Source organism: Paenarthrobacter sp. DKR-5, assembly GCF_018531425.1.
In the GTDB taxonomy this organism is placed as follows: domain Bacteria; phylum Actinomycetota; class Actinomycetes; order Actinomycetales; family Micrococcaceae; genus DKR-5.
The window spans coordinates 195,008-217,927 of the sequence record NZ_JAHBOI010000004.1 but is presented as its reverse complement, the minus strand read 5'-3'; the positions used below and the strand labels follow the sequence as shown (position 1 = coordinate 217,927).

Below are 22,920 nucleotides of genomic sequence, written 5' to 3'. Positions count from 1 at the left end.
CGCGCGACGGCGCGGCTACAGCGCGGCGCGGGCCAGGGAGCGGGCGGCGTCGATCGTGGCCTGGCCAAGCACGCGCGTGCCCTGGTACAGCACCACGGTCTGGCCGGGGGCGACGCCGCGCAGCGGCTCGTCCAGGGTGACGACCAGCTGTTCGGAGCCGTCGGTTCCGGTCTCGACGCAGGCGGAGGCCGGAACCGGGTCCCCGTGGGCGCGGACCTGGGCGTGGCAGGCGAAGCTCTCCGAGCGGGCGCCGGCGGTGCCGGCGACGGCCGAAACCTCGGCGACGGGCAGCCCTGCCCAGGAAAGCTTGATGCCGCGGATCTCGTCGATGGCCAGCAGATGCTCGGGTCCGACGACGACCTTGTTCTCCTTCGGCCGGATCTCGAGCACGAAGCGCGGCTTGCCGTCCGCGGCGGGCGTGCCGAGCTTCAGGCCGCGGCGCTGCCCCACCGTGAACGCGTTGGCGCCCTCGTGGGCGCCGACCTTCGTGCCGCTCTCGTCGACGATCTCGCCGGGCTGCATCTGGATCTTCTCTGCCAGCCAGCCGCGGGTGTCGCCGTCGGAAATGAAGCAGATGTCGTGGCTGTCCGGCTTGTTGGCCACGGACAGGCCGCGGCGTTCAGCTTCCGCGCGCACCTCCGCCTTGGACGGAGTGTCGGCAAGCGGGAACATCGAGTGTTCGAGCTGCTCGGCGGTCAGCACACCCAGCACGTAGCTCTGGTCCTTGGCCCAGTCCGCGGCCCGGTGCAGTTCCTTGTTGCCGTCCGCATCCTTGATGACTTTGGCGTAATGGCCGGTGCAGACAGCGTCGAACCCGAGCGCCAACGCCTTTTCCAGCAGCGCGGCGAACTTGATCCGTTCGTTGCAGCGCATGCACGGGTTCGGGGTGCGGCCGGCGGCGTATTCAGCGATGAAATCGTCCACGACGTCTTCCTTGAACCGCTCGGAGAAGTCCCAGACGTAGTAGGGGATGCCAAGCACATCGCAGGCGCGCCAGGCGTCCCGGGAGTCCTCGACGGTGCAGCAGCCACGGCTGCCGGTGCGCAGGGTTCCGGGCATCCGTGACAGGGCCAGGTGCACCCCCACGACGTCGTGCCCGGCCTCGACGGCCCGGGCTGCGGCCACAGCGGAATCAACTCCGCCGCTCATTGCTGCTAAAACTCGCATTTCTACTTTCCACGCAGGTATCCCTTATCCATCTTACCGGTCAGCGTGAATCAGGTGCCGGCGGCCCTTGACGGGCCTGCCGGGCACCCTTAGCGTCGTTCCCGCCGGGCGCCGACGTCCCGGCGGGTGGACGCAGGAACGGGGCAGGCACATGGGCACGGAGGCAGACGCGGGCATGGTCATCATCGGCGGTGGCCTGGCAGGCGGGTCGGCCGCCAAGACCCTGCGCTCCGAGGGGTACCCGGGACCCATCACCCTCGTGGCCGGCGAGCCGCATCCGCCCTACCTGCGGCCGCCGCTGTCCAAGGAGTACCTTGCCGGCACAACCGACGATGCGGCACTGGAGGTCAACCCCTCCGGCTGGTACGCGGAGAACGGCGTCGACCTGCTCCTGGCCGAACCCGCCACGGAGCTGGCCCCTCAGGAGCACGTGGTGACGCTCGGCAGCGGCCGGCGCCTCCGCTACGACAAGGTCCTGCTGGCCACCGGCGCGGCACCGCGGCGCCCCCGCCTTCCCGGCGCCGGGCTGGAAAGGGTCAGGTTCTTCCGGACGGTTGAGGACAGCCGGTCCCTGAGGGCGGAGCTGTCCGCGGGAAACCGCCGGGTGGTGCTCGTCGGTTCGGGCTGGATTGCCATGGAGGTCGCGGCCGTGGCGCGGGGCTACGGCAACGCGGTGACGGTCGTGGGCCGCGGGGCCGTTCCGCTCAGTGCCGCGATAGGCCCCGCGCTGGGCCGCTTCTTCCAGTCGGTGCACGAGAGCCACGGCGTGACGTTCCGCCAGCCGGCCGCCGTCGTCGAGATCACGGGCGAGGCCGGGCGCGCGACCGGGGTCCGCACCGACGGCGGGGACACCATTGGCGCGGACCTGGTGGTGGTGGCCGTGGGGGTCACGCCGAACGTCTCCCTCGCCGAGCAGGCGGGGCTGGACACCGGCAACGGCATCCACGCGGACAGCTCGCTGCGCGCCAGCGCGCCGGATGTCTTCGCCGCCGGCGACGTCGCGAATCCCGTGCACCCGTTCACCGGCGAGCGTTTGCGCAGCGAACATTGGTCCAACGCTCTCAACGGCGGCAAGGTGGCCGCCCGGTCGATGCTCGGCCAGGACGCTGCACTGGAACTGGCTCCGTACTTCTACACGGACCAGTATGACGTGAGCATGGAATATTCGGGCTACGGTCCGCTCGCCGCCGGGGTTGAACCGGTGGTCCGCGGCAGCCTCGCGGACGGCAGCTTCATCGCTTTCTGGCTCAGGGACGGTGCGGTGGTCGCCGGCATGAACGTGAACGTGCCCAGGACCCAGAAGGCCATCAAGGAGCTGATCGCTTCCCGCCGGCAGGTGGAGGAGCGCCGGCTCACCGACCCCGGCGTGCCCTTGAGCGAGGTTTAGCGGGTGCCGGCGGTCTGGATTCTCGAGGCATGGCCCGCCATGCCGGCCTGCTTGGCGCGCGCGTAGGCGTTGGGGAGGGCCGCCAGCAACGCCTCGACGTCTGCCTCGGTCGATGTGTGCCCCAGGGTGAACCGCTGCGCCCCGCGCGCCCCGGCTTCGGAGAGGCCCATGGCCAGCAGCACGTGTGAGGGCCGTGGCACGCCGGCGGTGCAGGCGGACCCGGTGGACGATTCGACGCCGGCCAGGTCCAGCAGGAACAGCAGCGAGTCGCCTTCGCAGCCGGGGAAGGTGAAGTGGGCGTTGCCGGGCAGCCGCCTCGTCGGGTGGCCGCGCAGCACCGCCTCGGGGACCGCCTTCCGGACGCCGTCGACCAGCCGGTCGCGCAGCGTCTCGAGCCGGTTCCGTTCCTCCGCCAGGTGCGCGGCGGCGTCCTCCGCGGCCGCGGCGAACGCTGCGATCGCCGGGGCGGCCAGCGTCCCGGAGCGCACGTCGCGTTCCTGGCCGCCGCCGTGCAGCACCGGGGTCAGGCGAACGGAGCGTCCGAGCAGCAGGGCGCCGATGCCGACCGGGCCGCCGATCTTGTGCCCCGACACGGACATGGCGTCGAGCCCGGACGCCGCGAAGTCCACGGGAACGGCGCCGAAGGCCTGGACGGCGTCGGAATGCACCGGGATTCCGTGCGCGTGGGCCGCCTGCACGATTTCCGCGACCGGCTGCACTGTGCCGACCTCGTTGTTCGCCCACATCACCGTCACCAGCGCGATGGTCTCCGCGCCGGCCTCGAGTTCCGCCTGCAGGGCCTCCAGCGACACCGTGCCTTCGGCGTCGACCGGCAGCCAGACGGCCTCGGCCCCTTCGTGCTTCTCCAGCCACTCGACCGTATCCAGCACGGCGTGGTGCTCGATGGCGGAGCACAGGATCCGGGTGCGGCGGGGATCCGCGTCGCGGCGGGCCCAGAACAAACCCTTGACGGCAAGATTGTCCGATTCAGTCCCGCCGGAGGTGAAAATGACCTCGGAGGGGTGCGCCCCGGCCGCTGCGGCCAGGGCTTCCCTGGCGTCCTCGACGACGCGGCGGGCGCGGCGGCCGGAGCCGTGCAGCGACGAGGGGTTGCCGTTGCGGCTGAGCTCGCGCGTCATGGCGGCCAGCGCCGCCGGCGAGATGGGCGTGGTGGCCGCGTGATCCAGGTAGACAGGTTCAATGGGCACGCACCAATTCTACCGGCCCCGGCGCTGCCGTGCGGGGCACGGAACCCGCGCACGCACCGCCGCGTTGGACTATCGTCATACCGGCGCCGTGCCGCGCGCAGGATACGAACTCAAGGAGGGACCGGCGTGAGCCAGGCCGACCCGGGCAACCCGTCGCACTACGAGGTGCTCCAGGTGGCAGTGGACGCGACCGAACGGCAGATCAAGCAGGCCTACCGGCGGATGGCCCGCCTGACCCACCCGGACCACGGCGGCAGCCCGGCCAGCTTCCGGCGGGTGAGCGCCGCCTATGAGACGCTGATCGACCCGGTGAAGCGCGCCCGCTACGACCGTTCCTTCGGTTCGGGCCGGCAGCCGTCCGCCGACGCCGGCCCCACCGTCCGGACCGCACCTGCGGGTCCGTCGCAGCCGGGCCCGCGACGCGCCGCCGCCTCGGACCCGCCCGTCTACTACCCGCCCTACGACGGCACCGGCGTCCCGCTGCTGTCCCGCCGCACGGCAGCCCAGCCAGTGCACGGAGCGCCGCGGAAGCGCGGGATCTTCGGAGCCGCTGCCCGGCTGCAGCGCGAAGCACTCACCGCGCAGCTGCTGATGCAAAGCGTGCTGTCCCGGATTCCCTCGGCCCGGCTGGTCAACGGGGTCCACTCCCCCGCGGGTGACGGCCACATCGACCACGTGGTGCTCGCCGGCTACCGGATGGCCCTGATCGGTTCGATGATGCTGCCCGAGGGTGCCTACCGCTGGGACGGGGCCGTCCTTCATCACGGCGGCAAGGTCATCCAGCCTCCGCGGCTGGCCCCGGCTGTGCGGGCCGCACAGGAGGTGTTCCCCGAGTGCAACGTGCAGGGTTGGGTGGTGGTGCACAGTCCGTCCGGCAACCTGCATGAACCGGTGGTGGACCACGGCCGCGGCGGCGACCCCTTCGGCCACGCGCCCGTGCAGGTGGTCAACGCCGCCCGGCTGGTGCGCGAAGTCCGCGATTTCCTCTCTGCCGGGCCGTCCCCGAATGAGGTCAATGTGCCGGTGCTCGCCCGCCTGCTGCGCGGGATGTACTAGGCCGGCCCTAGGATGGGATGGTGTTCCGCATCCTCTTTGTGACCCCCGAAATCCCCGGAAATACCGGCAACGCCATCCGGCTGGCCGCCATCACCGGAGCGGAACTGCATCTGGTGAAACCGCTCGGCTTCGACCTGGAAGACTCCAAGCTGCGCCGGGCCGGGCTGGACTACCACGACCTGGCCGTCCTGCACGTCCACGAGTCGCTCGAGGATGCGTGGACGGCGCTGCGCCCGGAGCGGGTGTTTGCCTTCACCTCCGACGGCGACACCTCCTACGTGGACATTGCCTACCGCCCCGGCGACGTGCTCATGTTCGGCCGGGAATCGGTCGGGCTGCCCGAGGAGGTCAAGCACGATCCGCATGTCACCGCGCGCGTCAGGCTCCCGATGCTCCCCTCGCTGCGCTCGCTGAACCTCGCCAATTCGGCCTCCATCGCCGTGTACGAGGCGTGGCGCCAGCAAGGGTTCGCCGGCGCGCAGCTCTGACGCCTCGCCTCCGCCGCTCAGCCGATGCCGCAGGCAACAATGTGCGCCCCCGCACCCATCCGCGCCGGTGACCGTGCCGAACCATTAGTGACGGGCGGTCGACAAGAGCCCTTCAGAAACCGTTGGGCATAGACAGGCAGAGGTGAGGGCACTGGCAACTCAGATGTTGGTCCGGCCGTCGTCAGGCGGCGGTGGTCCTGCTACGACCGGCCGCAAACACCTACACTGGGACCTGATGGATACTCCCCCGACTTCCGAGCTGCATGCCAAGCCCCCGGGGCCCGACGCAGCTGCTTCCTCCGGCGACGCTGAAACTCTCACGTCGCTGCTGGCGGCGGTGGCCGCCGGTGACCAGGCCGCGTTCCGCCGCTTCTACGAGTTGACCTCGCGGCGGGTGTACGGCATGGCCCGACGCGTGCTGATCGACCCCGAACTGAGCGAAGACACCACCCAGGAGGTTTACCTGCAGGTGTGGCAGTCCGCCGCCAGGTTCGACCCGGCAGCGGGCAGCCCGTTCGCCTGGCTGATGACCATTGCGCACCGCCGCGCCGTGGACAAGGTGCGCAGCAGCCAGAGTGCCTCCGACCGGGAAGCGCGCTACGGCGCGGCAAGCCAGGTGGTCGAACACGACGAGGTCGTGGACGAGGTGAGCGGCCGGCTCGAGGCCGAGGCCGTGGTCCGGTGCCTGGACACCCTGACCGCTACGCAACAGGAGTCCGTCAAGCTGGCCTACTACGGCGGCCTGACCTACCGGGAAGTGGCCGAGCGGCTGGATGCGGCCGTGCCAACCATCAAGTCCCGGATCCGGGATGGACTGCTGCGGCTGAAGAATTGTCTGGAGGTGAGTTGAGATGAGCGAAAACAACGCGAACGCCATGCATTTTTCGGAGGACCTGGCGACGGATCTGGACCGCGGCCTGATACTCGAATGGGCTGAAATTTATGCCCTGGACGCCCTGACCGAAGACGAGCGCGCCGCCATCGACGCTTTCCTCGCCTCCGGGCCGGCGCAGACCCGGCAGCTTTTCACCGAGCGGGTGAGGGCCGCACGTGAAGTGCTGGCGTCCGGCTACGCCATGGACGAAGCCGAGCCACCGGCGGACCTGTTCGACAGGATCACGGCGAGCCTCCCGCAGACGGCCCTCCCGGCAACGGACCTGTCCGGCGCCCCGGAACCCGCCACGGCACCCGGCAGCCCGGCTCCCGCCCCGGTGGCAGACCTGGCCGCCCGCCGCGCAGGCAAAGCCCGCGGCGGAGCGTCCGGTACGCGCCGCTGGCTCGTGGCCGCCGCGGCAGCGGCCGTACTGGTGGTCGGGGGAACCGCCGTCGGCGTCACGCTGGCCAACCAGCAGCAGTCGCCGCAGGAGCAGGTGCTGCACGCCTCGGATGTGAAGACGGAAACGGTCAGCATCCCGGGCGGCGGGACGGCGACTATTTCGCTGTCCCGGTCCCGTGACGCCGCCGTCGTCGCCATGAAGAACGTGCCGGCTCCCAAGGCGGGAACCGTGTACCAGATGTGGCTGATTCCGACGAACGGCCAGAACCCGGCCTCCGCGGGCACCATGGACGCCGACACCCTGTCCAAGCCGGCGACGGTGAAGGGCATCAATGCGGCGACTGCCGTGGCGATCACCGTGGAGCCGGCCCCCGGCTCGCAGAAACCGACCACGGCGCCGATCTCGGTCGTGCAGCTGAAGTCCTGAACCAGACCCCGACTACACGTGAAAGCGGTGCCCCGGAAGACTCCGGGGCACCGCTTTCATGTGTAGTCGGCTACTGCCTGCGTCAGACGAACACCGAGAGCAGCATCACGAAGCCGAAGCCGACGACCGAGATCAGCGTCTCCATAACCGACCAGCTCTTGAACGTCTGGCCGACGGTCAGCCCGAACAGCTCCTTCACGAGCCAGAAGCCGGCGTCGTTGACGTGGGAGAGGAAGAGCGAACCCGCACCGATCGCCAGCGCCAGCAGGGCCGCGTGGGTCGGGGACAGCGAGGTGGCCAGCGGGGCCACGATGCCGGCGGCGGTGATGGTGGCCACCGTTGCCGAGCCGGTCGCCAGGCGCAGCGCCACCGCCACCAGGAAGCCGAGGACCAGGACGGACATGTTGGCGCCCGTGGCAGCCTTGGCGACGGCGTCGCCCACTCCCGCACCGATGAGGGTCTGCTTGAACCCGCCGCCGGCGCCGACGATGAGGATAATCGCCGCGATCGGCCCGAGGCTGTCGCCGAACTTGCCGGTGATGCGGCCTCCGGTGAACCCGACGGCGTAGCCGAAGCTGACACTGGCCAGCAGCACGGCGAGGGTCATGGCCACCAGCGGCTGACCGATGAAGTCGAAGACGGTCCGCACGGCAGGGGCAGCCTTGGCGTCCGGGAAAATGATGTCCATCAGGGCCCGGCCGAGCATCAGGATCACCGGGAAGAGGATGGTGAACAAGGTGATGCCGAACGACGGCGTGCGCTTGACGCCCTCGGTGGACGCGGCGTGGCGCGTGTCCACGCCGCCGGCGACGGCAGGAGCGCCGACCGGAACCCAGCGGGTGGCCAGCGCGGAGAAAAGGGGGCCGCAGATGACGACGGTCGGGATGGCGACGAGCAGGCCCAGCGCCAGGGTCGTACCCAGGTCCGCGTGAACCGCGCTGAGGGCGATGAGGGGACCGGGGTGCGGGGGCACGAGTCCGTGCAGCACGGACAGGCCGGCCAGGGCAGGGATCGCCACGCGCATCAGCTTCAGGCCCGAACGCTGGGTCACCAGGACCACCACGGGCAGCAGGAGCACCAGGCCGATCTCGAAGAACATCGGCAGGCCGATGATGACGGCGACGAGCGCCATGGCCCACGGAACGACCTTGGGTGAGACCTTCGCCAGCAGGGTGTCCACCACCCGGTTGGCGCCGCCGGAGTCGGCCAGCAGCTTGCCGAGCATGGCGCCGAGCGCAATCAGCAGGCCCACCTCCTGCAGCACGCCTCCCACGCCGGTTTCAAAGTTGGTGACGACCTTGCCCAGTTCCACGCCGGAGACGAGCCCGACGAAGGCGGATCCGAGCACCAGTGCCAGGAAGGGATGCATCTTCGCCTTGGCGATCAGCGCGACAATCAGCGCGATACCGAGGACGGCGACGACGATCAACCAGGTGTCGTGTCCGTTCCACGGCTGCTGCACGTCGGCGGCGACTTGCATTGCTTGCATGTAAGAGCTCCTTGCTTCCGGGGGCAGCGGTGCCCACCCGGAAGTTATAAATATGATTTATGCCGCTGGAGATACTACACGCAGTTGTGCTGCCGGCCGCATCCGGGCGCCCGCGGGCGCGAAAGGGCGGGAACGGGCACGGAAATACCGGGAACGGGCGCGCGGAAAGCCCGGACGGAATGCCGGGGGAAGGCCGGGAGAAAGGCGGCTGCTAAAAGCCCGCGATGGTGCGCGGACCGTTCACGGTGACAACGTGGAAGGCCTCGGCGCTGCGGCCCGTCTGGAAGCCGGCCCGCAGTGCCGTGTCCCGCAGGAAGCCGCGGACCGTCCGGTCCATGGCGTCCAGGTCCGGATGCTGGCTGGAATGCACGCGGATCGCCGCCAGCTTCTGCTCGACGTGGTCGGTGACGTCGACGAAATGGTTCTCGCGTTCGGACGGCCCGGCATAGAGCCACAGGTGCGGCAGCTTGTACGCCAGCAGGCCCTCGTCGGCCAGCTCCGGGTAGGCGTAAGGGTTCTCCAGCGCCGGATAGACGGCACGGGTGACGGCTTCGCCGCACGCCAGATGATCCGGGTGGCTCTTCTGCAGCCGGTCCCAGTTGCGCTCCGGGTGCATGGCGAGCACGATGCCGGGCCGGAGCTCGCGGATCAGTGCCACGACCTGCTTGATCACCTCGTGCGAGGGTTCCAGGAAACCGTCCCGCTGGCCGAGGAAGCGCACGTCGCGCACTCCCATCAGCGCTGCCGCCCGGCGCTGCTCCTCGTGGCGCATGGCGATGATCTCCGCGCGGTGGGCCGGGTCGAAACCTCCGGCGTCCCCGTCGGTCATGATGCAGTACACCACTTCGACACCCGCGGCAGTCCAGCCGGCGATGGTCCCGGCGGCGCCGAAATCAATGTCGTCCGGGTGCGCCGCAAAGCAGAGCACCCGTTCGGGCAGGCCCGGATCCGGCTCGCTCATGCCTGCCCCTTGCGCTTCCTGATCTCCGCGGCGGCCTGCGGGAGCACCTGGAAGAGGTCCCCGACGACGCCGAAATCGGCAATTTCAAACACCGGCGACTCAGCGTCCTTGTTGACGGCGACGATCACCTTAGCCGTCTGCATGCCGGCCTTCTGCTGGATAGCGCCCGAGATGCCGGCGGAGATGTAAAGCTGGGGGGACACCGTCTTGCCCGTCTGGCCGATCTGGGCGGAGTGCTCGATCCAGCCCGCGTCGGTGGCGGCCCTGGAGGCGCCCACCGCCCCGCCGAGGGCGTCGGCGAGTTCCTCCACGGGCCCGAAGTCGCCGTCGACCCCGCGTCCGCCGGCGACCACGACCCGCGCCTCGCCAAGGTCGGGCCTGCCGCTCGCCGGCTTTTCGGTGCGCCCGGTGATCCGCGCGGCGCCTGCCGTGGCCTCCGGAACCGGTACGGTCACGGACCCCGGCGCGGATCCGCCGGCCGGCTCGGAGATCTCCACGCTGTTCGCTTTGACGGTGAAGACGGCCACCGGCGTCGTGACTTTGGCCTGAACGGTGTAGGACCCGGCCAGCACGGATTTGGTGGCCGTGAGCGCCTCGTCGATGCCCACCACGTCGGTGATCACGCCGGCAGTGAGCTTGATGCCCAGGCGCGCGGCGATTTCCTTGCCGTCGAAGGAGTTTTCCAGCAGCACCGCGGCGGCTCCGGACGCCTTGGCTGCTTCGGCCAGGAAGGCCGCCTTGGGACCTACCAGGTAGCCGCCCAGCGCGTCACTGTCCGGCAGGTAGACGGTGGAGACCGACCGGGCGCCCAGTTCCGCGGCGGTGCTGTCAGCGAACGGCCCGGGGGAAGCGACCACCGCCTCGCCGAGGGCCCCGGCCAGTGAGACCAGCTCCCTGCTGCTGCGCTTGAGTTCCGCTGTGGGGTTGTCGATGTAAACCAGTATCTTCGCCATGTGTGCGCTTCCTGACGTTTCCCGAAGTTCCGTTGGTCGATCCGGCCAGGCTTCAGATGAGCTTCCGGGCGGCAAGGAAGTCCGCCAGCTTGATGCCGGCGTCCCCCTCGTCGGTGATGATGACGCCCTGCTCGCGCGGGGGCCGCGGCTGGGCAGCGAGCACCGTCGTCCAGGATCCCGCGCTGCCCACCGAGCCGGCGTCCACGCCGATGTCGGCGAGCGAGAGGGTGGTGATGGTCTTCTTCTTCGCCGCCATGATGCCCTTGAAATTGGGGTAGCGGGGCTCGTTGACCTGGTCCGTGACCGATACCAGCGCCGGCAGCGGCGCCTCGATCAGCTCCGAATGGCTGTCCCCGTCGCGCCGGGCTGTCACTGTGCCGTCCTTAACCTCCAAGGTGGAGGCGAAGGTGACCTGCGGGAGCCCGAGCCGTTCGGCAAGCTGCGCAGGGACGAGGGAGGTCTCCCCGTCGGTCGACGCCATCCCCGTCAGGACCAGGTCGACCTCGCCAAGGTGCCGGATCGCGGCCGCGAGCGCCAGCGAGGTCGCGGCGGCATCGGAGCCGGCGAGCGCTTCATCGCTCAGGTGCACGCCCTCGCCGGCGCCGATCTGGAGCGACTTCTTCACGGCATTGGCGGCTCCGGCCGGGCCCATGGTGAGCGCGATGACGCGGTTGCCGGCCGCTTCGCCGCCGCGTGCCTCGGAGAGCTGCAACGCAGCCTCGAGCGCGTATTCGTCGAGTTCCGAGAGGATGCTCTCGGAACGGTCGGTCCGGGAGTCGGGGCCGGAGAGGTGGCGGTCGAACTGCGCGTCCGGCACGTGCTTGACCAGCACCACGATTTTCAACGTTGACTCATCCACCGTGTCCAAGTTTGCCTTTCCGAACGGGGTGACCAGGATGTCCGCAGCCCTGCCGCGGACGATTCCAAGCTAACCATACGGGCACAGGATCGGCCCGGTTCCGGGACGGCCGGTTACGGCAGAGGAGGCCGGCCCGACGGCCGTCCTCCTCTGCGCTGTATTTACTGCGACCTGTTGTCAGGACTTGGCGGCCGCCCCGAGCGTCACGTCGACCTGCTGCTGCTTGCCCCCGCGCAGCAGGGTGAGCTTCACGTTGGCTCCGGCAGCCTGCTCGCGCACGGCGGCCGTGAGTTCCTCGGCGTCCTGCACCGGCCGGTCACCGAGCTTGGTGATCACGTCCCCCTTCTGGATGCCGGCCTTGTCCGCCGCGGAACCGGAGACAACCTGCGCAACTTCCGCGCCCACCGAGAACTGGGAACTGCTGCTCGCCGCCTTCGGTGCCACGCTCACCCCCAGCTGGCCGTGCGTCGCCGAGCCGTTGGCGATGATCTCCTGCGCAATCCGCTTGGCGTTGTCGATCGGAATCGAGAAGCCGACGCCGATGTTTCCGGACTGGCCGCCGGTGGAGGACGACCCGCCGGCGGAAGCGATGGCGACGTTAATGCCGATGATCTCGCCCTTGGTGTTCACCAGTGCACCGCCCGAGTTGCCCGGGTTGATGGCCGCATCGGTCTGGATCACGTTAATGCTGATGCTGCCCTGGTTGGCCGAGGAGTTGCCCTGGGACCCGTCCGGCGGCGCGAAGCTGAAGCCGCCGCCGCCGTTGTCCTGGCCGTTGCCCTGGCCGTTGCCTTGGGAGCTGTCGCCGTTGGGGTTGGCCGGCGCGGCGGAGGAGGCCACGCTGATGGTCCGGTTGAGGGTGGAAACGATGCCGTCCGTGACGGTTCCGGTCAGGCCCAGGGGCGCACCGATCGCGATGGTCGTGTCCCCGACGTTGATCTTGGAGGAGTCCCCCAGCGTCGCCGGGGTGAGGTTCGGAGCGTCGATCTTGACGACGGCCAGGTCCGAGAGCGGATCCGTGCCGACGACCGTGGCCTGGTAGACCTTCCCGTCATTGGTGCGGACCTCGATGGACGGCTTGGCCACCTTGCCGTCGAGCGTGACCACGTGGGTGTTGGTCAGGATGTGCCCCTGGTTGTCCAGGATGATCCCCGAGCCGGTGCCGGCCGAGTTGCCGGAGGTGACGCCGATCGTCACCACGCTGGGCGAGGCCTTCTGCGCGGCCGCCGAAATCGCGTTGACGCTGTCCTTGTTATTGACGATCACCTGGGCCGGCTGGGAAGAACTGCTGACCGCGGAGGTGCCCTCCCCGTCCAGCAGGGCATTCGTGCCCGCGGCCGCTCCGCCGCCGACCAGCGCCGCGAGGATCATCCCTGCGACAAGGGTGGGGACTCCGAAGCGGCGCCGCTCGCGCGCCGAGGTCGCGGTGACGGCGGGGGGCAGGTAGCTGCCCGTCCCGTAGCTGTGCTGGCCGTAGGCCTGCTGCCCGTACTGGGGAGCCTGGCGCTGCCCGTACTGGGGCGGCTGCGGCTGGCCGATGGGCGCCGTCGGGTGGGTTCCGTCGTGGTGGGTCTCGTCCCGGGGGCCCTCGATGCGCGCGGTGGGAGACGTCTGCTGCCCGTAGCCGGGAGCGGGCTGCGCTCCGTTCGTGCCGGAGTCCCGCTCTGCCGCGGCCGACGACGGCGGAGCGGCAGGCTGCGGGGGGACCGGGCGCTCGGCCTCGTAGCGGCCGCCGTCGTTCTCAGTCATGGAACTTCCTTTCTCGTCGATACCGTCCACTATGCCGCCTGGGTCTGGAGCTTTGGCGGGCGTTCGCTGGAAGCTTGCTGGGAATGACCGGTTTCGCTGCGGGCATAGGCAGTCCGGTGGACTGCCCCATAGGCGGACCCTAGGATGAAAACACGTCAGAGTGGAACGCACCGAAGGGTCAACAATGCGGTCAACAGTCAGAAGGCTCCTAGCTGCGGTCTCTCTGGCGGGCCTGCTCCTGCTGCCGGGCACGGCTGCGCTGGCCGAACCGCCGGTGACCATTCCAACCGGCACGAACGTCATTGACGACGCCGGCGTCCTCGGCGGCCGTCTCGGCGAAGTGAAGGACGCCGTCGCCAAGCTGCAGAAGGACCACCGGTACAACCTCTACGTCATCACGGTGAAGACCTTCGACAACCCCAGCGACCCGGCCCAGTGGGTGGCCCAGGTCGGCGACACCAAGGGCCTGGGCAAGTTCGATGTGATCCTGGCCATCGCCACCGAGGCGGGCAAGTACAACTTCGGCCGCGGCCCGGGCAGCGCGATCACCTCCGCCCAGCGCGACAGCATCGTGCAGAACGCGATCCTCGCAAACCTCGCCGGCGGCAAGCGGGACTTCGCCCAAGCAGCCATCGACACCGCTGCGGCGGTCGGCGACGCGGCCCAGGGCGGCTCCGGCACGGTGCCCTCCGGCGCCGGCGCCGGCGCCGGGCTGCTCATCGGCGGCCTGGTGCTTGCCGGCGGCGTCGGGGGCTACTTGTGGTACCGCAGCCGGCGGAATCAGCGCCCGGCCGCTGCCGGGGCGTACTCCCCCGGCGGCCAGCAGTTGGATCCGCTGGCCGCTCTGAGCATCCCTGAGCTGAAGACCCGCGCCGGTTCCCTCCTGGTTGCCGCGGACGACGCCGTCCGTTCGAGCGAACAGGAAGTCGGCTTCGCACAGGCCCAGTACGGGGACGCAGCAGTCGCCCCGTTCGTGAAGGCTCTGGCGGACGCCAAGGGGCACCTGGCCGAGTCCTTCAAGCTCCAGCAACAGCTCGACGATTCCATCCCCGACACCGAAGAGCAGCAGCGGGCCTGGTACACGGACATCATCAGGCGCTGCGAGGCCGCCAACCAGGCGCTCGCCGAACAGAAGGCGTCCTTCGATTCCCTGCGCGAACTGGAACGGAATGCGCCCCAGGCGCTCGAACAGGTCAACGCCGGCGCCGGCGAGGTGTCCGGCAAGCTCGCTGCCGCCGAACAGGAACTGGCGGCGCTGCGCGGGCGCTATTCCGACGCCGCGGTCGCCCCGGTGACAGACAACATCGCACAGGCCCGCGAACGCCTCGAGTTCGTCGAGACCGCGTCGCAGACCGCCCGTGAGAAGCTCGCCGAACAGGACACCAGTTCCGCCGCCGTCGCGGTGCGCGCGGCGGAGGAAAGCCTGCACCAGAGCCACGTGCTGCTGGACGCCATCGGGAAGGTCTCCCGCGACCTCGACTCCGCCCGGTCCAACCTCGACACCGTCCTGGCGGATGCTTCCCAGGACCTCGCGCAGGCGAAGGCCACAATGGCGGCCGGCCAGCACTCCGAACTGGCCGGTCCCGCGGCAGCCGTCGAGGCCGCCGTGGCCCAGGTCCGGCAGGAGCTGGGCGCGGGACGAATCGACCCCATTGATGCCCTGCGGCGGGTGGAAGCGGCGCACCAGAGCCTCGACGACGCGCTCAAGGGCATCCGGGACCAGCAGGACCAGGCCCGACGCGCGCAGCAGGCGCTGCAGCAGGCCATCATGAGTGCCCAGGCACAGATCTCGGCGACCTCCGACTACATCGCCGCCCGCCGCGGCGGCGTCGGCACCGAGGCGCGGACACGGCTCGCGGAGGCGCAGCGCAACCTCGACTACGCGCTCTCGATTCAGCAGACCGACCCGGTTTCTGCGCTGACCTACGCCCAGCAGGCGAATGCGCTGGCCGCCCAGGCCGCCCAGCTTGCCCAGTCCGACGTGAACGGCTTCGGTGGCATGTCCAACGCGGGGTACGGCGGCGGCATCTTCGGCGGCCGGGGCGGCGGCCTTGGGGGTGCCATCCTCGGCGGCATCCTCATCGACACCATCCTGCGCGGCGGCCACGGCGGCGGGGGCTGGGGAGGCGGCGGCTTCGGCGGCTGGGGCGGCGACTCCGGCGGGGGCTGGGGCGGCGGCGACTCCGGTGGAAGCGGCGGCTTCGGCGGGGGCTGGGGAGGCGGCGACTCCGGCGGAAGCGGCAGCTTCTGAACAGGCGCTGACCGGCAGGAGGCGCGCAATCGTCCTATCCGCGGTGCCGCAGGCTGGCACCTTGAGCAGCAAAGGTTCGTTCGGGAAGTGACTCCATTGATTGGCAGAAGGAAGGGCAACACCATGACTAAGCAGTCCATTTTCGGTCGCATCGCCCAGTTGACCAAGGCGAACATCAACGCCCTGCTCGACCAGGCCGAGGACCCGCAGAAGATGCTCGACCAGATGGTCAGGGACTACACCAACAACATCGCCGAGGCCGAATCCGCCGTCGCCCAGACCATCGGCAACCTGCGGATGCTCGAGCAGGACCACGCGGAGGACGTCAAGGCCGCGCAGGACTGGGGCGGCAAGGCGCTGGCCGCGTCACGCCGCGCCGACGAGTTCCGCGCAGCCGGGCAGGCCGCCGACGCAGAAAAGTTCGACAACCTCGCCAAGGTGGCACTGCAGCGGCAGATCAGCGCCGAGAACGAGGCCCGCTCGGCGGAGCCCAACATCGCCTCCCAGACGGAAGTCGTGGAGAAGCTCAAGACCGGGCTGAACCAGATGAAGGTCAAGCTCTCCGAGCTGTCCTCCAAGCGCGACGAACTGGCGGCCCGTGCCAAGAGCGCCCAGGCGCAGTCGCAGGTGCAGGACGCCATCAAGAGCATCGACATCATGGATCCGACTAGCGAGGTGTCCCGGTTCGAGGACAAGATCCGCCGCGAGGAGGCCCGCGTGCAGGGCGCCGCGGAGTTGCAGGCGTCGAGCCTGGACGCCCAGTTCAACGAACTGCAGGACATGGGCGAGCAGACCGAAGTCGAGGCGCGCCTGGCCGCGCTGAAGGCAGGCACGGCACCGCAGGCTTCCATCGGCAGCGGCACCGCAGCAGCGTCGTCGACGGTGGACGAGGCCGACTTCGACAAGCTCTGATCTGCGCGCTCCACCGACGGCACCCCGGCCCCACCGGAAGGACTTATGGTTTCCTCGATCGTCTGGCTGCGCGACGACCTCCGGCTGGCGGACAACCCGGCCCTCGACGCCGCCCTGCAACGCGGCAACCCCGTGTGCCTGGTGTACGTCCTCGACGAGGAGAGTCCCGGTCTGCGGCCTCTCGGCGGGGCGGCCAGCTGGTGGCTGCACCACTCGCTGGAGGCGCTGGGGCGCCAGGCCGAAGCGCTCGGCGGTGCCCTGACGCTCAGGCGCGGCGGAGCTGCGGCAGTGCTGCAGGCGCTGGTGGAGGAGACCGGCGCCGACGCCGTGTTCTGGAACCGACGCTACGGCGGTCCCGAACGCGCCGTCGACGCCGGCATCAAGTCCTGGGCCGAGGAGCAGGGCCTGGCCGCCGCCAGCTTCCAGGCCAATCTGCTCTTCGAACCGTGGCAGATCCAGACCGGGTCCGGCGGCCCGTACAAGGTGTTCTCCCCCTTCTGGCGCGCGTGCCTGGAGGCACCCGAACCGCGCAAGCCCCTGGAAGCACCCCCGGCCCTGAGCTCTCCGGGGGCCGGCTCCGAGGACCTCGCGGCCTGGCACCTGCTCCCCCGGGACCCCGACTGGTCCGGGGGCCTGGCGGCGACCTGGCAGCCCGGGGAGCAAGGTGCCTGGGCGCGGCTGGAGGACTTTGCCGGCGGCGGCGTGGAGGGCTACGCGAGCGCGCGTGAGCGGCCGGGCGTCGAAGGGTCCAGCAGGCTGTCCCCGCACCTGCGCTTCGGCGAGATCAGCCCGTTCCAGGTCTGGGAGGAGCTGCGCCACGCCCCGGAGACGGAGGATGCGCGGGTATTCCGCTCGGAACTGGGCTGGCGCGAGTTCTGCTGGCAGCTGCTGTACTTCAACCCCCAGCTGGCAACGCGCAACTACCGCCCGGAATTCGACGGATTCAGCTGGGCCGGCCGGCAGGGCCTGGCGGCATGGAAGCGCGGGCGCACCGGCTACCCGCTCGTGGACGCCGGAATGCGCCAGCTGTGGCAGACGGGCTGGATGCACAACCGGGTGCGGATGGCGACGGCATCCTTCCTGGTGAAGAACCTGCTCATTGACTGGCGCGTGGGCGAAAGCTGGTTCTGGGACACGCTGGTGGACGCCGACGCGGCGAACAACCCGGCGAACTGGCAGTGGGTCGCCGGCTCGGGGGCGGACGCGAGTCCCTACTTCAGGATCTTCAACCCGGTCACGCAGAGCCGCAAGTTCGACGCTGCCGGGGACTACCTGCGCCGCTACGTGCCGGAACTGGCCGGGCTGGGCAAGCAGATCCACGAGCCGTGGAAGCTGGCGGACAAGACCGGCCCGGCAGCAGGGTACCCGGAGCCAATCGTGGACCTCGGCGACACCCGGCGCAGGGCCCTCGACGCCTACGACAGGATGAAGAACGGCTGAGCGGGCTGATGGTCGGCCAACGGCTTGGTGTTGCCGGCGGGGACCCCCAAGGGTTCACCCCGCGGCAACGATCGTAAGTCTACTTCCGAAAGCTCCCGGGCGCACCCGCTCCTTTGGTACCGGTTTGGTCACGGCCGGGCACTTGCGCCCTTGACAACCGGGCCGTCGCCCCTAGCGTGGATCGTGCGATGGACTGGCTGGATGCGGCAGGATACGGCTTCGCGCGGCAGGTGCTGCAGCGCGGCACTGCCGCGGTCTACCTGATCGCTTTCCTCTCTGCCGTCGCACAGTTCAGACCGCTGCTCGGCGAGCACGGCCTGCTGCCCGTTCCGGCCTACCTGCGCAGGCCCGCAGCGCGGAAGTCCCCCACCATTTTCCGCTGGCACTATTCGGACCGGATGCTGGCCGCCCTCGCCTGTGCCGGTGCCCTGCTGGCCGCAGCGCTCCTCGCGGGACTGCCCCAGGAAGGCCCGGACTGGGCGCCGATGCTGGCCTTCCTGCTTCTATGGGGAGGCTACCTGTCGATCGTCAACGTCGGGCAGGTCTTCTACGGTTTCGGCTGGGAGAGCCTGCTCCTCGAGGCGGGATTCCTCTGCGCTTTCCTCGGCTCGCGCCACACGGCGGCCCCGGTGACGGTGATCTGGCTGGCGCGCTGGCTGGTGTTCCGGCTCGAATTCGGCGCCGGGCTGATCAAAATCCGCGGCGACAGCTGCTGGCGGGACCTGACGGCGCTCTACTACCACCACGAAACGCAGCCGATGCCCAATCCGGCGAGCTGGTGGTTCCACCACTTGCCCAAACCGCTGCACCGGCTCGAAGTCCTCGGCAACCACATCACCCAGCTGGTTGTCCCGTTCTTCCTGTTCGCACCCCAGCCGCTGGCCTCGCTGGCTGCCGCGGTCATCATCGTGACGCAGCTGTGGCTGGTGCTGTCCGGCAACTTCGCCTGGTTGAACACGCTCACGATCATCCTGGCTTTCTCGGCGGTAGACGACGGCGCCGCGCATGCGGTGCTGGCCGCCGTGCCGGCGCAGAACGGCTACACCGCTACGCCGCTCTGGTTCGCCGTCCTGGTCCTGGCCGTGTCCGCCTTGCTCGTGGCGCTCAGCTACTGGCCGGCGCGGAACCTGCTGGCCCGGCGGCAGCTGATGAACGCCAGTTTCAACCGCTGGCACCTGTGCAATGCGTATGGGGCGTTCGGAACGATCACCCGCAGCCGCTACGAAATCATCGTCGAAGGGACCCTGGACGAGGATGACGAGGCCCGATGGGAGGAATACGAATTCAAGGGCAAGCCGGGCGACCCCCGCCGCCTTCCCCGGCAGTTCGCCCCGTACCACCTGCGGCTGGACTGGCTCATGTGGTTCCTCGGCCTCGGCGCCCGCGGGGACAACTGGTTCCTGCCGTTGCTGCACCGCCTGCTGAACGCGGACCGTGCCACGCTGAAGCTGCTGCGCCGGGACCCGTTCGGCGGCCTCCCGCCGGCCCGGGTCCGCGCCCGCGTCTTCCGCTACCGCTATTCCAGCTGGGCGGAGCTGCGCTCGACCGGCCAGTGGTGGGTGCGGCAACCCGCGGGCACGTATGTGCACCCGGTGAGCCTGGCGGACTTCGAGGCCTGACCAGCTGTTCCCAGTGACCCACCGTCCCCGGGTCAGCGGGCGGCGGAACGCTTGGACCTGCCGGTCCTGGTGTGGGTCACCGCATAGTGGTGGCCGAGGGCCAGGGAAGCGGACCTGGCCGCCGCGGAAACCGCCGGGCCCAGCCGTTCGACGTCGGCGGGCGTCACCCGCTGCGTGGGGAAGCCGACGCCGAGGACCCCGGCTAGCTCGCCGGTGTGGTCGAACACCGGGGCGCTGATCGACCCGACGTCGCTGTTGCGCTCCCCGAACGCGGCGTAAAAGCCCTGCGCACGCGCCTGCTCGACCTGCTGGTCCAGCACCTCCCAGCTGGCGGGGGTGTTGGCCGTGAACCGGGTCAACTCGCTGCCGGCCAGTGCCTCGCGGGCGCCGGGGTCGAAGGCAAGGAAGATCTTCCCGGGAGCCCCGGCATGGATCGGCATGACCTGCCCCACCCGGAACGGCCGCATCACGACGTGCCGGGTTTCGGCCACGGCGACGACGGTGCGGAAGGCGCCGTCACGGATGTAGAGGCAGGCGGTCTCGCCGGCCTCGTCGCGCAGCTGCTGCAGGATGGGCCGCACAATGCGCACGACGTCGAGGCCGAACGTGCCGGGGCTGGCCCAGCGCACCAGTTGGAGCCCGATCCGGTACCGGTCGCCGTCGCGGTCCAGGAAGCCCTCACGGACCATGTTCTGCACCAGCCGCTGGCAGGTGCTCGCCGGAAGGCCTGTTTGCCTCACGATCTGCGTCAGGGTGGGGTCCGGCTCCTCCACCGAGAAGCAATTGAGGATCTCCGTCACCTTGCCCAGCACGAGCAAGGGGGTCGATCCGGTGCCCTGTTCTCTCGCCAAAACCGCTGGTGTCCTTTGCTCGGGGCGGATTCCCGCCGTGCCGTTCCCACTGCCGCCGCGGCCCTGCCCGGACCGCAGCCGGAACCTATTGACATCAGACAACTGGTTCCCGCAGGATGGGTCACGAACTCACAATGTGGGTCTCAGGGTATCCGTACAGCGACGTGGAGAAAAGACCACTGAGGCAAAATCGCACCGGGCCAGAAGCCCTCAACATCAATACAACGGAGTGATGATGACAACCCAAGCAGTAACCCGGGAGCAGGCGGCTCGCCGCGCGACCGTCGCCAGCGTCGTCGGCACCACGATCGAGTGGTACGACTTCTTCCTTTACGGCACCGCTGCCGCGCTGGTGTTCCCCCAGCTGTTCTTCCCCGGCCAGTCCGCGTTCGCCGGGGTGCTCGCGGCGTTCGGCACCCAGTTCGTGGGCTTCGTAGCCCGTCCTGTCGGTGCGGCCATTTTCGGCCACTACGGTGACAGGATCGGGCGTAAGACGACCCTGATGGTCACGCTGTTCCTGATGGCCTTCGGCACCGTGCTGATCGGCTTCCTGCCCAGCTACCAGGCCATCGGCGTCGCGGCGCCGATCCTGCTGACCGTGCTGCGCATCATCCAGGGCGTCGGCGTCGGCGGCGAGTGGGGCGGCTCCGTGCTGCTGAGCATGGAGTGGGGCCACCAGCACCGCCGCGGCTTCTCCGCCAGCTGGCCGCAGATCGGTGTTCCGCTGGGCCTGGTGCTCTCCACCGGCGTGGTCCGGATCACCTCCGGCATCACCGGCACCGAGGGCTTCGCCGCCTTCGGCTGGCGCATCCCGTTCATCATCAGCATCCTGCTCATCGGCGTCGGTCTGTTCGTCCGGCTGCGCGTGATCGAAAGCCCCGAGTTCGAGGCCGTGCGCAAGTCCAACAAGATCGTCCGCAACCCGCTCCTCGAGGTCATCAAGCGCCAGCCCAAGGAAATCATCCTCTCGGCCTTGGTCCGCATGTCCGAGCAGGCGCCGTTCTACCTGTTCATCACCTTCGTGATCACCTACGCCGTCAAGCACCTCAAGCTCAACAGCAATTCGATCCTGGACGACACCCTGATCGCGGCCGCCCTGGGGCTGATCAGCGTCCCGCTCTTCGGCCGGCTCTCCGACCGCTTCGGCCGGCGCCGGGTGTACGGCGTGGGCATCGTCCTGACCGCCCTGTTCGCCTTCCCCTACTTCGCACTGCTGGACACGCGCAGCCCGTTCATCGTGGGCCTGGCCATCGTCGTGAGCCTTATCCTGCATGACATCCAGTACGGACCGCAGGCGGCACTGATCGCGGAGAGCTTCGACGCTGACATCCGCTACACCGGCGCCGGCATGGGCTACCAGCTCGCCAGCGTGGTCGCCGGCGGCCCGGCGCCGCTGATCGCCGCGGCACTGCTGGCCCAGTACGGCAACTCGACAGCGATCGCGCTGTACATCATCGCCTGCTGCATCATCGCGATGCTTGCCCTGGTCTTCCTCCCGAAAGCGGCCCACCGCTTCGAGGGCAATCCCGCAACCCGATCGGAAACAGCTGTATGAGTCTGACAGACACAAGCACCACCCCCGAGCAGGCGGCCGGGACCGGGACACTCCCGGCCGGCCAGCCCGCCGGACCCTCCGGGCCGCTGAAGGACCTGCTGGTCCTGGACCTGAGCCGCATCCTCTCCGGACCGTTCGCCACCATGACGCTGGCGGACCTCGGAGCCGACGTGATCAAGATCGAACAGCCCGGCCAGGGGGACGACACCCGGCAATGGGGGCCGCCGTTCCAGGGCGAGGAGGCCGCGTACTTCCTCTCCGTGAACCGGAACAAGCGCAGCCTCGCCGTCGACCTGAAGTCCCCCGAGGGACTTGCGGCGGTCCGCCGCCTCGCCTTGAAGGCGGACGTGCTGGTCGAGAACTTCCGGCCCGGCACCGCGGCACGGCTGGGCCTGGGGTACGAGGAGCTCTCCCGGGAGAACCCCGGGCTGGTCTACGCCTCGATCAGCGGCTACGGCCAGACCGGGCCCGACGCGCTCCGCCCGGGCTATGACGCCATCGCCCAGGCCCGCAGCGGGATCATGAGCGTCACCGGAGAGACCGACGGGCCCCCGGTCCGGGTCGGCGTCAGCAGCGCGGACCTGGTGGCGGGCATGTGGGCCGTCGTGGGGGTGCTCGCCGCCCTGCACGAGAAGCAGCGCACGGGCAACGGACAGTGGGTGGACATCAGCCTGCTCGACGGCTCCGTGTCCTGGCTGACGTACGTTTCCAGCGGCTACTTCGCCAGCGGCGAGGTGCCGAAGCGCTACGGCTCGGCGCACCCGACGATCGCTCCGTACCAGGCCTTCCCGACGTCGGACGGCTTCGTCATGGTCGCCGTCGGCAACGACGGGCTTTGGCGGCGCTTCGGCGCGGCCCTGGGCGACGAAGAACTCGCCGGCGACCCGCAGTACGCCACCAACCCCTCGCGGGTGGCGCACCGGGACACGCTGATCCCCCGGATCGAGGCGGTGATGCGCACGCGGACCACGCAGGACTGGGTGCAGACGTTGGACGAGGCCGGCGTGCCGGTTGGTCCGATCCAGACGGTGGACCAGGCCGTGGCGGACCCGCAGGTCCTGGCCCGCGGCATGGTGGCGGACCTGGATCACCCCACCGCCGGCCCGATGAAGGTCGTCGGCTGCCCGGTGCGGCTCACCCGCACCCCGGCATCCATCCGCACCGCGCCCCCGCTGCTCGGCCAGCACACTGACGACGTCCTCGCGGGCCTTGGCCTGGACGCGGCGGCCATCGCCGACCTCCGGCGTACCGGCGCCGTCCAGTGAAGGCTGG

The 22,920-nt window shown here is 69.7% G+C and carries 19 protein-coding genes; 11 read left to right on the top strand and 8 right to left on the bottom strand.

The features are described from left to right. Positions 1–15 precede the first annotated feature (15 nt). Positions 16–1,167 carry a tRNA 2-thiouridine(34) synthase MnmA gene (gene mnmA, locus KIH31_RS10240; protein ID WP_214427017.1) on the bottom strand — a complete coding sequence of 384 codons (1,152 nt, stop codon included), beginning with the start codon at positions 1,165–1,167 and terminating at the stop codon, positions 16–18. Positions 1,168–1,318: 151 nt separating this feature from the next. Here mnmA and KIH31_RS10235 point away from each other — a divergent pair, with 151 nt between their 5' ends. Continuing rightward, positions 1,319–2,554 (top strand): NAD(P)/FAD-dependent oxidoreductase, encoded by a 1,236-nt coding sequence (locus KIH31_RS10235; protein WP_250545798.1) that lies wholly within the window; start codon positions 1,319–1,321, stop codon positions 2,552–2,554. Here KIH31_RS10235 and KIH31_RS10230 read toward each other — a convergent pair. Further along, a complete protein-coding gene (locus tag KIH31_RS10230; RefSeq protein WP_307857613.1) occupies positions 2,551–3,762 on the bottom strand; it encodes a cysteine desulfurase family protein in 1,212 nt (403 codons plus the stop codon). The two genes, KIH31_RS10235 and KIH31_RS10230, sit on opposite strands and share 4 nt — an antisense overlap. A 126-nt stretch (positions 3,763–3,888) precedes the next feature. Between KIH31_RS10230 and KIH31_RS10225 the strand changes: the two genes are divergently transcribed. The 4 genes from KIH31_RS10225 (at position 3,889) to KIH31_RS10210 (ending at position 7,009) form a co-directional block, all read left to right on the top strand. Then, positions 3,889–4,818 (top strand): J domain-containing protein, encoded by a 930-nt coding sequence (locus tag KIH31_RS10225; protein ID WP_214427016.1) that lies wholly within the window; start codon positions 3,889–3,891, stop codon positions 4,816–4,818. Positions 4,819–4,838: 20 nt separating this feature from the next. Continuing rightward, positions 4,839–5,306 (top strand): tRNA (cytidine(34)-2'-O)-methyltransferase, encoded by a 468-nt coding sequence (locus tag KIH31_RS10220; RefSeq protein WP_214427256.1) that lies wholly within the window; start codon positions 4,839–4,841, stop codon positions 5,304–5,306. Between the two features lie 235 nt (positions 5,307–5,541). Continuing rightward, on the top strand, positions 5,542–6,156 hold the full coding sequence (gene sigK, locus KIH31_RS10215) for an ECF RNA polymerase sigma factor SigK (RefSeq protein ID WP_214427015.1): 615 nt from the start codon (positions 5,542–5,544) through the stop codon (positions 6,154–6,156). 1 nt (position 6,157) lies between these two features. After that, positions 6,158–7,009, top strand: a complete 852-nt coding sequence (locus KIH31_RS10210) for an anti-sigma factor (protein WP_214427014.1) — start codon at positions 6,158–6,160, stop codon at positions 7,007–7,009. 82 nt (positions 7,010–7,091) lie between these two features. Here KIH31_RS10210 and KIH31_RS10205 read toward each other — a convergent pair whose 3' ends face one another. The 5 genes from KIH31_RS10205 to KIH31_RS10185 form a co-directional block, all read right to left on the bottom strand. Beyond that, positions 7,092–8,498, bottom strand: coding sequence for a gluconate:H+ symporter (locus tag KIH31_RS10205; protein WP_214427013.1), 1,407 nt, complete (start codon positions 8,496–8,498; stop codon positions 7,092–7,094). 211 nt (positions 8,499–8,709) lie between these two features. Beyond that, entirely contained in the window at positions 8,710–9,459 is a 750-nt protein-coding gene (locus KIH31_RS10200) for a PIG-L deacetylase family protein (RefSeq protein WP_214427012.1), read from the bottom strand. Continuing rightward, positions 9,456–10,412, bottom strand: a complete 957-nt coding sequence (locus KIH31_RS10195) for an electron transfer flavoprotein subunit alpha/FixB family protein (protein WP_214427011.1) — start codon at positions 10,410–10,412, stop codon at positions 9,456–9,458. Before KIH31_RS10195 ends, KIH31_RS10200 begins: the two co-directional genes overlap by 4 nt. Before the next feature lie 52 nt (positions 10,413–10,464). Further along, positions 10,465–11,256 carry an electron transfer flavoprotein subunit beta/FixA family protein gene (locus KIH31_RS10190; protein WP_214427255.1) on the bottom strand — a complete coding sequence of 264 codons (792 nt, stop codon included), beginning with the start codon at positions 11,254–11,256 and terminating at the stop codon, positions 10,465–10,467. 192 nt (positions 11,257–11,448) lie between these two features. Continuing rightward, complete coding sequence (locus KIH31_RS10185) at positions 11,449–13,020, bottom strand: S1C family serine protease (RefSeq protein WP_214427010.1); 1,572 nt, start codon at positions 13,018–13,020, stop codon at positions 11,449–11,451. A 184-nt stretch (positions 13,021–13,204) separates the two neighbouring features. On the opposite strand from KIH31_RS10185, the gene KIH31_RS10180 reads away from it, so the two are divergent. The 4 genes from KIH31_RS10180 (at position 13,205) to KIH31_RS10165 (ending at position 19,242) form a co-directional block, all read left to right on the top strand. Continuing rightward, a complete protein-coding gene (locus KIH31_RS10180) occupies positions 13,205–15,271 on the top strand; it encodes a TPM domain-containing protein (RefSeq protein WP_214427009.1) in 2,067 nt (688 codons plus the stop codon). A 123-nt stretch (positions 15,272–15,394) separates the two neighbouring features. Continuing rightward, complete coding sequence (locus KIH31_RS10175; RefSeq protein WP_214427008.1) at positions 15,395–16,183, top strand: PspA/IM30 family protein; 789 nt, start codon at positions 15,395–15,397, stop codon at positions 16,181–16,183. 45 nt (positions 16,184–16,228) lie between these two features. Then, positions 16,229–17,623: a deoxyribodipyrimidine photo-lyase gene (locus KIH31_RS10170; RefSeq protein WP_214427007.1), complete on the top strand. Its 1,395-nt coding sequence runs from the start codon at positions 16,229–16,231 to the stop codon at positions 17,621–17,623. Between the two features lie 188 nt (positions 17,624–17,811). Further along, on the top strand, positions 17,812–19,242 hold the full coding sequence (locus KIH31_RS10165) for a lipase maturation factor family protein (RefSeq protein WP_214427006.1): 1,431 nt from the start codon (positions 17,812–17,814) through the stop codon (positions 19,240–19,242). 32 nt (positions 19,243–19,274) lie between these two features. Here the strand turns inward: KIH31_RS10165 and KIH31_RS10160 are convergent, their stop codons facing one another. Then, a complete protein-coding gene (locus KIH31_RS10160) occupies positions 19,275–20,093 on the bottom strand; it encodes an IclR family transcriptional regulator (protein ID WP_214427005.1) in 819 nt (272 codons plus the stop codon). Positions 20,094–20,325: 232 nt separating this feature from the next. Here KIH31_RS10160 and KIH31_RS10155 point away from each other — a divergent pair, with 232 nt between their 5' ends. Further along, the gene (locus KIH31_RS10155; RefSeq protein ID WP_214427004.1) at positions 20,326–21,648 is read left to right on the top strand and encodes an MFS transporter; all 1,323 of its coding nucleotides are present in this window, start codon (positions 20,326–20,328) and stop codon (positions 21,646–21,648) included. After that, positions 21,645–22,913, top strand: a complete 1,269-nt coding sequence (locus tag KIH31_RS10150) for a CaiB/BaiF CoA-transferase family protein (RefSeq protein WP_214427003.1) — start codon at positions 21,645–21,647, stop codon at positions 22,911–22,913. Before KIH31_RS10155 ends, KIH31_RS10150 begins: the two co-directional genes overlap by 4 nt. Positions 22,914–22,920 lie beyond the last annotated feature (7 nt).

Coding starts and splice junctions, on each gene's coding strand:
- KIH31_RS10185 (WP_214427010.1), bottom strand. CDS start 13,020: ATGACTGAGAACGACGGCGGCCGCTACGAGGCCGAGCGCCCGGTCCCC.
- KIH31_RS10170 (WP_214427007.1), top strand. CDS start 16,229: ATGGTTTCCTCGATCGTCTGGCTGCGCGACGACCTCCGGCTGGCGGAC.
- KIH31_RS10195 (WP_214427011.1), bottom strand. CDS start 10,412: ATGGCGAAGATACTGGTTTACATCGACAACCCCACAGCGGAACTCAAG.
- KIH31_RS10205 (WP_214427013.1), bottom strand. CDS start 8,498: ATGCAAGCAATGCAAGTCGCCGCCGACGTGCAGCAGCCGTGGAACGGA.
- KIH31_RS10235 (WP_250545798.1), top strand. CDS start 1,319: ATGGGCACGGAGGCAGACGCGGGCATGGTCATCATCGGCGGTGGCCTG.
- KIH31_RS10165 (WP_214427006.1), top strand. CDS start 17,812: ATGGACTGGCTGGATGCGGCAGGATACGGCTTCGCGCGGCAGGTGCTG.
- KIH31_RS10210 (WP_214427014.1), top strand. CDS start 6,158: ATGAGCGAAAACAACGCGAACGCCATGCATTTTTCGGAGGACCTGGCG.
- KIH31_RS10150 (WP_214427003.1), top strand. CDS start 21,645: ATGAGTCTGACAGACACAAGCACCACCCCCGAGCAGGCGGCCGGGACC.
- KIH31_RS10175 (WP_214427008.1), top strand. CDS start 15,395: ATGACTAAGCAGTCCATTTTCGGTCGCATCGCCCAGTTGACCAAGGCG.
- KIH31_RS10155 (WP_214427004.1), top strand. CDS start 20,326: ATGATGACAACCCAAGCAGTAACCCGGGAGCAGGCGGCTCGCCGCGCG.
- sigK (WP_214427015.1), top strand. CDS start 5,542: ATGGATACTCCCCCGACTTCCGAGCTGCATGCCAAGCCCCCGGGGCCC.
- mnmA (WP_214427017.1), bottom strand. CDS start 1,167: ATGCGAGTTTTAGCAGCAATGAGCGGCGGAGTTGATTCCGCTGTGGCC.
- KIH31_RS10180 (WP_214427009.1), top strand. CDS start 13,205: ATGCGGTCAACAGTCAGAAGGCTCCTAGCTGCGGTCTCTCTGGCGGGC.
- KIH31_RS10200 (WP_214427012.1), bottom strand. CDS start 9,459: ATGAGCGAGCCGGATCCGGGCCTGCCCGAACGGGTGCTCTGCTTTGCG.